Consider the following 13,280-nt stretch of genomic DNA (forward strand, 5'->3'; position numbering starts at 1 on the left):
TTTGTAAAGCAATAACGTAAGATTTTATTTTTCTAATAAGTGTTATCAGTGGTTTTTTAGAGAGTGTGAACAAGCGCCCATTCGAAAGAATGGGTTTTTTGTGCGTGGTAATTTATTTACCGTTAACACAGCTCATTTTTTTAGAAGGATAGCCAAAACTAATGTCACAACAGCTGATAATATATTTAATGAAAAAATCGTTTACGATATAAAGGCGTCCGTTAGGTTACTTAATAATAATTGTTGTTTCTTTTTTTGCAGGAATTTTTATTTGATCTCGCTCACTCTCCAAATGCTTTTTTATAAGAATAAATCCGATCAAAATAATTATAAGAATAAGAATGATTGAAAAATATAACCAGTTCAGGTTTTTAATTTCTCTTTTTAATTTTTTTGCTTTCTTTTTTTCAAGTTGCTTTTTCAGGCTAACATTAAGTTGTTCAACCAAAGCTGAAACTTCTTTTTTATTTTTGAATTTTTCAAGGCCTTCAACCACATCGTTGAGCATTTCGGAATCAGCGATATTTTTTTCAAATTCATGTTTTTCCTGCTGCGACAATTTATCGCTCACGTAATCCATTAGCTTTTGATTGTCTATGTCTTTATTACTATTTGATAATATGTTTAATAATTCATCATCCATTTATGTGCGATTTACGACGTTCGATGTACGATATTTTTGTTTGTTAATGTTTCATATTAATATTCATCATTAGTTAATTATTTTCCATCATCAATCTTAAATTTCTTTTGCCATTTTGAATATGGCTTTTTACCTGCAGCATCGTAAATCCTGTTATGTCTGCAATTTCAGCATAGGATTTTTTTTGCAGGTAAAACAAACTTACACATTCTTTTTGCTCGCTGTTTAGACGTTTAATAGCATTCATCATTTTATTTAAAAGAACATCTTTTTCTATTAATGAATTTTTCTCTTCAGTTTCATCTGGTACACTTGTCATTTTTTCATTAAGTTCTGCAGTAAGTTTTCCTTTATCTCTGAGTTTCATGAGGCAGTGATTTTTTGCTATCACGTATATCCAGCTCTTGAAATAATCAACCTTATATTTATGCAACTCGTTAATAATTTTTATAAAAATCTGTTGAACACAATCTTTGGCATCTTCCTCATTTTTTAAATATTTCATGCATACACCAAGGAGCAAAAGCGTATAACGTGGGAGCAAAATTCCGAGCCATTTATTATCACGGTCGTTATAAAAATTTTGCAGCAGTTCACTATCGTCAGTATCGTTGTAGCTTTGTGACTTCAACTGCTTTGTGTTTTTCTTAATGAGATGTAAACATAAATAATTTCCATAATTTACATTTGAAATAAACATTTTATAATTCTGTATGCAATACACTGTTTGTTGTGTTCCCGTAAGCCCTTTAAGAGCAGAGCCTTCCCACAAATCAGAAATGGTTACACAGCATTTATTCGGCGAAAAATCTGTTGTTATAGAAACAGCTATTGATAACTGGGCAAAAATTATTTTAAAATATGATGGCTACCAGGGATGGTGCCAGCTTAGCCACCTAGCAGAAATTGACGAAGAGCATTATACGAATATTGACAAAGACCTTACAGCCGGCTGGGTAAATGAAGTAGACTATAACGGGCACCGGATGTTTGTTCCATTGGGAAGCTCACTTTCTGCTTTTAAAAACGGAAAGGCTTTCTGGAGAAAAAATTCAGTCCAGTTTAAAGGAGAAATCTGGAACCCTGATGAAATAAAAATTACCAACAAAATTATTAAGCAGGTGGCCTATAAGTTTTTAAATACTTCTTATTTATGGGGGGGGAAATCAGTATTTGGAATTGATTGCAGTGGCTTCGCACAAATGACTTATAAATTTTTAAATGTAAAACTGCCCCGGGATGCATGGCAACAGGCTGAACAAGGAACGGTGATAAATTTTTTACAGGAAGCGCATTGCGGTGATCTTGCTTTTTTTGATAACGACGCGGGTAATATCGTTCATGTGGGCATCTTACTTAACGACCATGAAATTATTCATTCATCCGGTAAAGTGAGGATTGATAAAATTGATACGCAGGGAATTTTAAATTTTGATACAAAACAAAGAACACATCAACTTCGTATAATAAAAAGATATTTCTAAAAAATTTATCCCGGAAATTTCTGTTTATAAAATTCTATTGATTCATTAATAATTTCGAAAGCTTTTTCCTTTGTTTGAAAGTCATTAATCTCTACTTTTTTATTTTCCAAAACCTTATACTGTTCAAAATAATTTTTAAGGACTTTTATAAAGTGCTGTGGCACATCATACATAGTTTTTATATAATTAACGCCGGGATCTTTTGCCGCAACAGCTATAATTTTGTCATCAATCAATCCGCCATCAATCATCTGCATATTGCCAATAACGTAAGCTTCTACCAGACATAAAGGTTGTATAGATTCTGAACACATCACCAATATATCAAGCGGATCAGCATCCTGCCCCAATGTTTGCGGAATAAATCCATAGTTAACCGGGTAATGAAATGAAGAATAAATTACCCTGTCGAGTTTTAGCAAGCCGGTTTTTTTATCAATTTCATATTTCGATTTTGACCCTTGCGGAATTTCAATAAGTGCATTTACTAACTGAGGGGCTTCTGCTCCATAATGAGCGCCATGCCATGGATGTAATACGTACATAATTATTTTAATTTTTTTTGATTAACTATTAAACCAACTAACTTTTTAACTTATTTTTTTCCTGCCCTGTATCTTATAATTTCTGCTTTCTCTAATGTAATTAATCCTCCCGACTTTGTTTGCTCAAATAAATCTTCAACCGTTTTAATAAACCCCCTTATTTTGTCTTCGGCATCAACTATTTCAATAATTAAAGGTAAATCAACAGAAATTTCAAAAAGCTTCGTTGTGTGAACTTTGCTGTTAGCGCCAAAACCCATAATTCCTCTCGTAACAGTTGCACCTGAAAGAGATTGTTTTTTTGCTTCAAAAACAATGGCTTCATACAACGGCTGATGTCCGGCTTTATCTGATTCTCCAACAAAAATCCTCAGCAATTTTGCATTTTCATTATTCTCCATCTTACAAAAGTTTTATTAACGAAATACCTATAAAGGTTGCCAACAGGCAGATCACCATGCTGGACATTATATAAGTAAATGCCTGCCACATCTGCCCGTCGCGAAGTAACCCGACGGTCTCCATTGAAAACGAAGAAAACGTACTGAAACCTCCCAAAAATCCTGTTGCAAGAAACAATCGCCATTCCATATTGAAATTGCCTCGTTCGCTAAGGCCAAAAACAATGCCTATGAGAAAGCAAGCCATAATGTTTACACCCAGCGTTCCAAAGGGAAACGTAGAGAGAAATTTATTTTGTATAAATAAAGAGAGCAGGTACCTGGAGATGCCACCTATAAAGCTTCCGATACCAATCAGTAAAATTATTTTCATCAATTCCGGTTTATTGTTTTAATTCAAAAAACGGCATTACATATTACTGTTGAAAGTATATTTAAAATCAACAAGCCATTCATTATTCTTTTTAACCATTTTTAATCTTGATGGTTTATTTTTATAAGTGTTTGAATAGGTTATAATGGTAACTGAATCCGATAATTGCTGTGTTGAATCAATAAGAATATTTGCGTTTTTGTAACCTTCTTTTTCAACGTCACTTCTTTTGCTGTTGAAATCTTTAAGGCCTTCAAAATATTGCATATTTATGCTATCCTGCAGCAGGTATTTTTGAGCTTCATCATAATCGCCCTTTAAAGACGACTCTATAAATCCCCTGCCAGATTCAAGCGGATCTCTTTTACTTACTTCTGCAGAATGTTTACAAGCTAAAATTGTAAAAATTATAGCCAGTATTCCAATTATTAATTTGTTCATTTGGGTAGTTTAAAAAACTAAGGTAATTATCTTTCGAATGTAAATAAAAAACACCCCGTAAAAGGAGTGTAATATTAAAATGAATATGTAACAAAAATTACTTTGCATTTTCTTTTGCTTCGTTAAGCATCTTGTTGGCGCTATCCATCATTTTGTGTGCCTGCTGCATCTCTTCCTTCGAAACAGAATCCATATTTGGCATTGAACCACCGTTGATATTATTTAGAGAATCATTCATTCCACGGTTCATCATTCCACCCATTCCATGCTCTTTCATTTTTTTCTGGGCCATACCCATTAAGGTAGATTTATCGAATGCTACTTTCCAATCACCACCCTCTTTCTTTAAAGTAAAGTCTGTGGTTTCCCCTGATTTTTTTTCTTTAACAGGAACCGTTGCCATATCACCGTTAATAACCGCATCGCCCATCTCCAGGTTATCCCTGTTGAACTTCATGGTCTGGGAGGTATCAGGCATTTGTTGCATTGCCATTTGCATCATACCCAACATACTTTCGCTATCCTTGGTGGATAGTTTTTTTACAGTAGTAAAATCTTTTTTCAGCATTGCATCAAAAAAGCTTGAGAGAACCATTTTAGGATTACCCCCGCCCGATTTACAGCCTGCTAAAATTATAATGCTTACAGTTAAAGCTGCTAAAATAATTTTCTTCATAAATGTTTTGTTTATCGGCAAATGTAATAGTTATTTAGAAAAGACACTTATTGCCGGGCGTAGGTAACCCGTTTTATCTGAGCGCAAAAAGGGTTTATAAAAAGATTATCAAGTGCAATAAATTTTATATTATTTATGGTGGTTGTTGGCAAAACAATTTTATTATTACTGGCATGTTCTATGACTTTGTAAACAAATTCGGAGCAATACATTCTATCATCAGAAGCAAGATTGAACTGCATATCGAACATTATTTTTTTGTTATAAAGCTTATGAATAAAATGGACGAGAGATATTTTCTCACCCGGCGTTATCTTGTATCTGAAGATTCCAAAACCCCTGTTCTCATAAGGATTGCAAAATATTTCAAACGGGTCTTTTCTTAATTTTTCATCGGGATTCCATTCACCGCCAATAGAATGATAAACGAAAAGTGAATCGTGCTCAATACTGGCAATGCCGCAATGGGAATAGGTTTTATCTTTTGTGGAAAGCAACCGCATTGTTTCGCTTGTAAAATCTTTACCTGTTCTTACAACAAGGTCTCCCGTCTTTACCATTTTTTTATACTGATAAATACTGTCTAATGCCTCATTGATTTTTTGTTCATCTGCTATGGAATCAATTTTTGTAGTGGTGAAACTGGTATAATCTTTTTTTGAGTTGCAGGCGAAAACAAAAAATAAAAGGCAGCATAATAGCCACCTTTCATTATTTATTCTTTTTAAAATGAAATTCATCTATTATCTTCCATTTCTTTTATTTTTTCTTTGTCGTAAGCTTTTATAATTGCTTTTACCAGCTTATGTCTTACAACATCTTCTTCGTCAAGCTCAATATGGCCGATGCCGTCAATATTTTTTAGAATTCTCGCAGATTTTTCTAAGCCGCTTTTTATTTTGGGAGGAAGATCGATTTGTGTAACATCGCCCGTGATGATTGCTTTTGCATTTGCACCAATCCTGGTAAGAAACATTTTAAGTTGAAGGTCGGTAGAGTTCTGCGCTTCATCTAAGATTATAAAGGCATTGTCGAGCGTACGGCCACGCATATACGCAAGCGGGGCAATCTCAATAGTTCGTGTTGTCATATAATATCCCAGCTTATCAGCAGGTATCATATCATCAAGCGCATCGTAAAGAGGCCTTAAATACGGATCAATTTTTTCCTTAAGATCGCCGGGAAGAAATCCAAGATTTTCTCCTGCTTCTACTGCGGGTCTTGTTAAGATTATTTTTTTTACTTGCTTATTTTTAAGCGCTCTCACTGCAAGCGCAACGGCGGTATACGTTTTACCAGTACCAGCAGGGCCGATAGCAAATACTATATCATTTTTATCAACAGAACTCACCATCAGTTTTTGATTGGCTGTTCGTGCTCGAACCGTTTTTCCATTGGGGCCAAAAACCAAAATGTCGTTAGGATTTCTTTCGATAAAATTATCAATGGTTTTCTCATCATCACCGCCAAGTATCTGTTCCAGGTAATTTTCCGTCATGTGGCCATTTCGTTCGAGATATTGCACTGCAAGATTTATTTTATCTCTCGCATCTTCAATTTGCTCAGGTGCTCCACTCAACTTTATTTGCGTACCACGGCTGAGAATTTTGAGACGGGGAAATTTCTTTTTTAAAATATCGAGTTTTCCATTGTTAACTCCAAAGAATTCAATAGGGTTTACTGTTTCGAGGTTAATTATTGTTTCAGTCAATCGGGTTTACGTTTTAATTTTAAAAAAAAAATGCTGCACTTATTCAAATATAAAATTCTGATAAGCATCTTTACTAAATTACTTATTAACATTAAGTTGAAAAAGTTAAATAAGTTAATATAATGCCCTTTAAAAATAATAGATTTCTTTCAATGTTTAAATTTTCAATATTTTCGGTGATAAATTCAACAAAATGAAAAAAAGCTTTTTAGTAATTCTTACTTGTGTTATAAGTGTAATTATTTTCCAGGCATTTACAACGTCGCGGGAGCCACACTTTAAAAATTTACAAATACTTCCTAAAGATATTTCAGGACATGATCTCGATAGTGTGATGCATCACTTTACTGCAGCGCTGGGAGTAAAATGCAATTTTTGCCATGTAAGAAATGAAAGCGAAAGAAAAATGGATTTTGCAAGCGATGATAAACCTGAAAAAAATATCGCGCGTAAAATGATGTTAATGGCGATAGACATTAATAAAAATTATTTCAAAGGGATGGAGCATGATATGGATCACGACATGGACCATGATATGAAAAACATGGACAGCAGTATGCATAAAGATATGGTTCATGATATGAGTAATATGGTTCATGATATGAGTAACATGGATCATAAAATGATGGAAGGCGATTCAAAATATATGTTACAATCTGTAACTTGCTATACTTGCCATAAAGGAGATCCTCATCCTGAATCAAAACTACCTCCACGCCCGGAAGGTCCAAAACCTGCGGAACAACAACAGAAGCCAGCGGATAATAAATAGTACCGTTTTGTAACCGACATTTTGTTCATAGTAAACTCCGTTCCGTTTACCCGGGAGAAATTTTTTGCCGGGTAATAATTCCTCTTATCGGACTTTTAATAAAATTTGAAGGACTATAAATTGAAAGGTTTTGCCTGGAGATTAAAAATATTTTATTCAATTTCAAATAACAGAACGCGTGTTTTTTCAAGAGGATTAAAATTATTATCGGCAACAAATAATAAAGATATTTTGCCGTTGGGCAGTGTTGTTCCAAAAGTGACCTTCAACATTATCAATATAAATTCCCAGTTTATCCATATTTAATAATAGCTTTTTTGAAACTGTTTTCAACTCCGGTTTATTTTTTAGAGAAGAAAGTTCTTGAACATTTTCTGCGGAAGAAACATCTGCAATGAAAACTTTAATGGTAAACGCAAGCCTGCCGGTAGAGTAGGAGAACTCAATAACTAAAAATTTATTTTTATTTAGCGCAAGAAGATCCGGAATGCCGTTAATTCTAAATGCATTTAATGGTGTTGGAGCAAAAGTAACAGGATCGAGAATGTATGCATATTGTGCTATGGGCTTTTTGGTATCCATATCAAATTTAAGGATTCTTGTAATGCCCGTAGAATCGTTTAACCCTGCCCGTGAGCCATCAACGTATAGCGGTTCTTCCACGCTTGCAAATAGTGCTTTATAATTTTCTGAGAAAGTTACACCTTCGAAAACGCTATTTTTTCTTGCGCCTGATTTATTGGATTGCATATGCAATTGCGGCGGTAATTGAAAGGTATCCAAATAATTTCCATCAGCATTTATTCAGTTTCAGATGGATCTTCCAGAACTAATTTTCCCGGCTTTGCAATGCGCTCACCTTCATTGGTCCATACAAACGTGAAACACGCAAATACAACTTCATAAATTATTATTGAAACGCAAATTTGGAGAAACTTTACAATAAAATGAGCCTTTGTAAATGAAAACAATAATTGCTAATTTTAGGATATACAGTATTCATAAAACTGTAACAGTTCTTTCGTTTATCATTTAAAATCTAAAGTTATGGAAGACACTGATATAACAGAAAAAACAAGTATTACTCAACCCCGGTGGCTTACTATTGTTAGAATCGCATTAGGCCTCATTCTTTTTTGGAAAGGAATTTCTTTTATTCGCGATTCATCAGACCTGCATTTAATGCTGCAAAGAATGGCAATAGGTGTTGTTGATAAAAACTCTGAGTGGATTGCTTTCCTGATTACTTATATAAATTTATTAGGTGGCTTGTTTATTACGGTCGGCCTTTTTACTAAAACCTCCTGCATTGTGCAAATACCCATTCTTATTGGCGCAGTATTCTTTGTGAATACAAAACACGGGCTTAATCAAAGTACGTCACAACTTATTCTTTCCGCGGTCGTGCTGGTTCTGCTGGTTCTTTTTGCAATAAAAGGGAGCGGTGTCTTATCCGCGGATGAATATTTTAGAAGTTATTACAAAGCCGGCTCAGAGGATGGTAATACAAAAAAGTTTTTTAAATAGTGAATGTTATTCCGATGGAAAAGACTTAAGATCAAACAATTATTTTTTCTAATTTTTCTAATCTTTCTTTTGCTATCCATGCGCCAAGCCCTACGGTTTCAGGCACATCGATAATCCCATTTTCTTTGTAAATAATTCCGCCACTCACGGGATCTTCTGCAAACATAAGCGGAGTATCAAAATCGCAATACAAAATATTTTTGCTGCTTAATGCCAGGTGTGCATTTGCGGTCATTGCAATTTTTGATTCCATAAAACCCCCAACCTGCATTTTCATATTTTCTTTTTCAGCCAATGCAATTATTTTTTTTGCTTTTAATAAGCCGGATGATTTCCCCAACTTTAAATTAAACATATCACATGAACGCAATTGAATCAATCGTTCAGCATCGTGGTGATCGCAACAACTTTCATCAGCCATAATTGGTATAGGGCTTTTCTTTTTTACTTTTTTAAGATTAAGATAATCCCAGCGTGGTATTGGCTCTTCGCAATATTGTATATTATAATCTTTCAAAGCCTGTAAAACTTTTATAGCTGTCTTCGCATCCCATCCCTGGTTGGCATCTATGCGAATTGGTATTTTTCCTCCAATTGCTTTTCTTATTGCTTTTATTCTTGCAACATCAGTTTCTTTACTTTCTCCCAATTTTACTTTTATAACCTGGTAACCTGCTTTTTTTATCTTTAACGCATCGCTTGCCATTTTCTCAGGATTACCAATACTTACTGTATAATCTGTAATTAATTTTTTGTCTTTTTTGCCACCCAAAAATTTATATAACGGCACTCCCGTATGTTGCGAGGCAATATCGTATAAGGCGATATCAAATGCACTTTTAATGCTGTGGTTACCATAAATGGTTTTGTCCATCATGTTCATACAATCTTCAATATTCAATGGATTCTTTCCCTTTAGTTTTTTGGCAAGAATTTCACCTACTGAGAAACAAGTAGATTGTGTTTCTCCGTTAATAGTCATGAAAGGGCTGCATTCTCCAAAGCCGCTAATGCCAATGTTTGTCCGGATAACTGCTATAATATTTTCTGCGTTATAAATTGGCCCCAGTGAAATAACAAAGGGCTCTTTTAAAGGAATAAATAATTTGTATAATTCAATTTGGGTTATTTGCAAATCGTGAGCTGTCATTTATCTTCTGGTTTAAAAATCTTAATTTATTTTAATGAATATGTGCCAAGGATTATCATTTAAAACCTTGCCAGCAATTTAAAATTAATAAGCCTTGGCGTTAACCGATTTGGAATGCTGAATGTATCGTTTGCAAAATCTTTTATTAATTGATAAGAGATGGTATTTGCACGATCAATTAAATTAAATACTTCAAGGCTCGCCCAGATATTATCAAAACTGCGAAAAGGGGAGTGGCTGCGGCGCAATGATTTTTCACTGAGCAATAAAGCGCTAAAACCAATATCAGCTCTTATGTATGGCTCAATAATCAACGCATTGCGATACCTCACATTGTTAGGAATATTATAAGGCATATTGCTTCCGTAAATCAGGTTAAGATGCACTCTAAAATTTTTATTGGTGCTTAAATAATCCTGTAAAAAGAGCCCAAGCGTTAGTAACCTATCAGTCGGCCTTCTTACATAACCCACGTTATTCTTTAAGCTGTCGGCAACAACCTGGTCTGTCGCTTGAGACGTTATAATTTCACCGGCAGCATTTTTATAAGTATAATAAAAGTCATTATTAAGATTTTCTTTAGTGCTGCTTAATCCAATACTAAACCAGCTTTCAGCGTCTTTTACCAGATCAGTAAAGATGCGGGTTTCAATTCCGGTAGCATAAGCTTTTGCATTATTGTTTCCGTAATATTGAATTCTTACATTGTCAATATCATAAACATCCACATCAGTAAGCGATTTATAATATGCTTCTGTAGTTATGCGCATGGGCCGGTCACCTGAAGAAAGATTGTAATCGAATCCGGCAACAAACTGTGCACTTTTCTGGCTTTTTAATGCGGTGTTTACAGTTCCATCATATCTTCTCATTTCACGATAAAATGGTGGCTGGTCATATATTCCGGCTGCGGCTTTAAGAACGATATCTTTTTTCCAGTTAGGTTTATAACTGAGCTGTGCCCTGGGACTAACAAGGAACTCGTGATTCAATGAATTGTAATTGAAGCGGGCGCCTACCTGCAGAGTGACATCTCTAACGGAATCGCCTAATCGAATATTGTCCTGAACGTAACCGCTATATTTATCAATAGAAAGATTTGTTGAAGATTTTAATACACGGCTTAGATTTAGAACATTCGGATTATAGGGCAACGAATATTCTGCACTGTCCTGGTATTCCCATTCATTCAATTTTTCACGAATAATTGTATGATCAACTCCTGCTCCCCATTGTATAAAATGTTTTCCTATATCAAAATTTCCTTTATGGCTTATGTTGTAAACATCAATGTTTAGTGAATTGCGTGCGTAGTTTTGATATACGCCGGCGCCAAGCGGATTTACAATCTGGCCGTAACTTGAACTCGTTTTATCAAAATCCCTTTCGCCAAAAAAATAGGCGCCTGTGATATCATAATTTTCTTTTTCATTATCTCCGTAATGGCTCGCCATCCATTTTAATTTTACTCTTTTATTTACCACTTGATTGAGGCTTAAACCAACAAGATTTGTATTATAATTATCTTTCTCCTGTCCATCGAAAAATATATTAAGTGCAAGGTCTGCTGTAAATAAAGGGGAGAAAACTGCCGTGGATTTTTGAGCAGATTCAGGGATTAAAGTAAACTTTGAACCTGAAAGAATCCCAAGTAACTCAAGTTGTAATTTATTGGAAAGTTTATAAGTAATAAATGCCTGGAGGTCTAAAGCAGATGGAACATAATTCCCTTTTACTTCCTGGCTGCTTAATAAATCTTTATTGGTTTTACTGCGAACTCCAAACAACCAGGTAAGCTTTTGATTTTTTGAAGACCCTTCAAAATGAAATCCCTGTTCTAAAAGACTTACGTAAGCCGAGCCGCCAAATGTAGTTGGTTTTTTGTATTGAATATCGAGTACGCTGCTTATTTTATCGCCATACTTTGCCTGGAATCCACCGTTATAAAAACTAATGTTTTTTGCAAGCTCAGGATTTATAAAACTTAATCCTTCCTGCTGTGCATTGCTTACAAGGAATGGGCGATAAATTTCAAAATCATTTATGTAAATAAGATTTTCATCGTAATTACCACCACGGACAGAATATTGTGATGTAAGCTCATTATTGCTTCCAACCAATATTTTTATAAGAGCTTCAACGCCTCCTGTAGCACTTGGCAAAGTAGTGGTGCTTTTAGGATTTATCTTTACAAGACCTGTTTCTGTTCTTTCCTTCTGATTATTTATTATAACTGCCTGTAATGTTTTTCCACTTCGGTCAAGCTTTACCGTTAGTTGCTCTTCTTCACTCTCACTCAGGTAAAAATTCTTTTGTTCATCCCTGTAGCCTGTAAAGGAAAATATTAATGCAAAAGCTTTTTCGGCGGGAACTTTTATACGGTAGGTTCCGGAATCGGAAGTAACAATGCCTTTTTCTTTTCCCAGTATTGTAATACTAACACCCGGTAAAGGATTTTCATTTTCATCAATTACTTTCCCTGATACATAAGCAGCCTTCTTTTGCGAAAACCCCGAAAGCGCCATAAATACAAGGATAAAGGAAACCGCTATTCTCATAAAGTGAAGATAATATTTTATGCATTATATCTTATAACGATCATATACATTTCAAATTGCTGCGATGGTTAACAACTTTAGTACGGGTATAAAATTTCAAACGCAACCAAAGTTCCGTTTCAATTTTATTATTTTTGAAAAATGAGAAAGACACATATTATTTTTTGGTTTTTTATTTCTTTGGTACCCGTTAGCTGCTCTATGCAACAGGAACGCAAAGATGAAAGAATTGTGGATGATAAACCTCTCGTTTTTAAGGATCCTTTTCATAGGCTTTGTCAATATTGGGAAGTTACTGATGCTGAAAACCCCACGTTCAGGGACCTTTATGATGATAAGGAAGAAGACGTTATAAATTATCCGGGCATCATATTTATGACAGACTCAACGTTTCTTGAAAACCCAAAAGCCGCGATGCGTTATGGCAAATTCATTTTTAAGGGTAAAGAGATTGATGCGCAATTTGATGATGGAAAAAAAGCAGTCTATACCATTCAACGTGTGCAGGGCGATACGATGCAGGTTAGGAGAGTTGAGAAGGATCATACAACCATTCTATTTGTAGAAGGAAACCGGGTATTCTGGCCGGATGCTTCATTAAATCCTTTTAATAAAATAAACAGCTTATGGAGAATTAAACCTTCTAAAAGCGAAAGTGAACAGGAGTTAAAAGAAAGGTTGAAAGGATGTGTTCAGTTTTACGAATATCTTTTTTTGGGCAATGCTGAAAGCGATAATAAAGAGATAGATTTTGTTGGGTTGCCCACATGTTTTAAATGGTACCAGGGCGGCATTTTTGTTCTTTCAGAAAAAAACCTTGATAAGAAATGGATCAACTGTTTTTATTCTAAAGAACAGGCGTTGCAGGCAAGGCAAATGATGGAAGACGCAGTTACAACAAAAAAATACGACTGGGATACCACGCAAACGAATTGGCTAAAACAAACTGCCAATGTTTTAAAACAGATACACGATAAAATGTAGGTTTGAGTTGTGAGT

The 13,280-nt window shown here is 34.8% G+C and carries 16 protein-coding genes; 4 read left to right on the forward strand and 12 right to left on the reverse strand.

What is annotated here, in order from left to right; genetic code table 11:
* Positions 1-226: 226 nt before the first annotated feature.
* Complete coding sequence (locus FW778_RS16325; protein WP_150415891.1) at positions 227-643, reverse strand: hypothetical protein; 417 nt, start codon at positions 641-643, stop codon at positions 227-229.
* A gap of 73 nt (positions 644-716) precedes the next feature.
* Complete coding sequence (locus tag FW778_RS16330) at positions 717-1,343, reverse strand: RNA polymerase sigma factor (protein WP_150415892.1); 627 nt, start codon at positions 1,341-1,343, stop codon at positions 717-719.
* Between the two features lie 13 nt (positions 1,344-1,356).
* On the opposite strand from FW778_RS16330, the gene FW778_RS16335 reads away from it, so the two are divergent.
* Positions 1,357-2,127 (forward strand): C40 family peptidase, encoded by a 771-nt coding sequence (locus FW778_RS16335; RefSeq protein WP_150415893.1) that lies wholly within the window; start codon positions 1,357-1,359, stop codon positions 2,125-2,127.
* Positions 2,128-2,132: 5 nt separating this feature from the next.
* Here FW778_RS16335 and FW778_RS16340 read toward each other — a convergent pair whose 3' ends face one another.
* The 7 genes from FW778_RS16340 to FW778_RS16370 form a co-directional block, all read right to left on the reverse strand.
* Positions 2,133-2,672, reverse strand: a complete 540-nt coding sequence (locus FW778_RS16340) for an inorganic diphosphatase (RefSeq protein WP_235906318.1) — start codon at positions 2,670-2,672, stop codon at positions 2,133-2,135.
* 50 nt (positions 2,673-2,722) lie between these two features.
* Positions 2,723-3,073 (reverse strand): DUF190 domain-containing protein, encoded by a 351-nt coding sequence (locus FW778_RS16345; protein ID WP_150415895.1) that lies wholly within the window; start codon positions 3,071-3,073, stop codon positions 2,723-2,725.
* 1 nt (position 3,074) lies between these two features.
* Positions 3,075-3,446, reverse strand: coding sequence for a fluoride efflux transporter CrcB (crcB, locus tag FW778_RS16350; protein WP_150415896.1), 372 nt, complete (start codon positions 3,444-3,446; stop codon positions 3,075-3,077).
* Between the two features lie 36 nt (positions 3,447-3,482).
* Positions 3,483-3,887 (reverse strand): DUF4878 domain-containing protein, encoded by a 405-nt coding sequence (locus tag FW778_RS16355; RefSeq protein WP_150415897.1) that lies wholly within the window; start codon positions 3,885-3,887, stop codon positions 3,483-3,485.
* A gap of 97 nt (positions 3,888-3,984) precedes the next feature.
* Positions 3,985-4,563 carry a nuclear transport factor 2 family protein gene (locus tag FW778_RS16360; RefSeq protein WP_150415898.1) on the reverse strand — a complete coding sequence of 193 codons (579 nt, stop codon included), beginning with the start codon at positions 4,561-4,563 and terminating at the stop codon, positions 3,985-3,987.
* Positions 4,564-4,610: 47 nt separating this feature from the next.
* Positions 4,611-5,303, reverse strand: a complete 693-nt coding sequence (locus FW778_RS16365) for a C40 family peptidase (RefSeq protein WP_150415899.1) — start codon at positions 5,301-5,303, stop codon at positions 4,611-4,613.
* Entirely contained in the window at positions 5,300-6,274 is a 975-nt protein-coding gene (locus tag FW778_RS16370; protein ID WP_150415900.1) for a PhoH family protein, read from the reverse strand. Before FW778_RS16370 ends, FW778_RS16365 begins: the two co-directional genes overlap by 4 nt.
* Before the next feature lie 193 nt (positions 6,275-6,467).
* Between FW778_RS16370 and FW778_RS16375 the strand changes: the two genes are divergently transcribed.
* Positions 6,468-7,046, forward strand: a complete 579-nt coding sequence (locus FW778_RS16375) for a c-type cytochrome (protein WP_150415901.1) — start codon at positions 6,468-6,470, stop codon at positions 7,044-7,046.
* A gap of 204 nt (positions 7,047-7,250) precedes the next feature.
* Here the strand turns inward: FW778_RS16375 and FW778_RS16380 are convergent, their stop codons facing one another.
* Positions 7,251-7,850 carry an esterase-like activity of phytase family protein gene (locus FW778_RS16380; RefSeq protein ID WP_150415902.1) on the reverse strand — a complete coding sequence of 200 codons (600 nt, stop codon included), beginning with the start codon at positions 7,848-7,850 and terminating at the stop codon, positions 7,251-7,253.
* Positions 7,851-8,093: 243 nt separating this feature from the next.
* Here FW778_RS16380 and FW778_RS16385 point away from each other — a divergent pair, with 243 nt between their 5' ends.
* Positions 8,094-8,573 (forward strand): DoxX family protein, encoded by a 480-nt coding sequence (locus FW778_RS16385; RefSeq protein WP_150415903.1) that lies wholly within the window; start codon positions 8,094-8,096, stop codon positions 8,571-8,573.
* Between the two features lie 31 nt (positions 8,574-8,604).
* On the opposite strand, the gene FW778_RS16390 is transcribed toward FW778_RS16385, so the two are convergent.
* Complete coding sequence (locus tag FW778_RS16390; protein WP_150415904.1) at positions 8,605-9,723, reverse strand: mandelate racemase/muconate lactonizing enzyme family protein; 1,119 nt, start codon at positions 9,721-9,723, stop codon at positions 8,605-8,607.
* 59 nt (positions 9,724-9,782) lie between these two features.
* The gene (locus FW778_RS16395) at positions 9,783-12,281 is read right to left on the reverse strand and encodes a TonB-dependent receptor (protein ID WP_150415905.1); all 2,499 of its coding nucleotides are present in this window, start codon (positions 12,279-12,281) and stop codon (positions 9,783-9,785) included.
* A 141-nt stretch (positions 12,282-12,422) separates the two neighbouring features.
* On the opposite strand from FW778_RS16395, the gene FW778_RS16400 reads away from it, so the two are divergent.
* On the forward strand, positions 12,423-13,265 hold the full coding sequence (locus FW778_RS16400) for a glycoside hydrolase family 30 protein (RefSeq protein ID WP_150415906.1): 843 nt from the start codon (positions 12,423-12,425) through the stop codon (positions 13,263-13,265).
* Positions 13,266-13,280: the final 15 nt, after the last annotated feature.

This window comes from Ginsengibacter hankyongi (assembly GCF_008710285.1).
GTDB classification, from domain to species: domain Bacteria; phylum Bacteroidota; class Bacteroidia; order Chitinophagales; family Chitinophagaceae; genus Ginsengibacter; species Ginsengibacter hankyongi.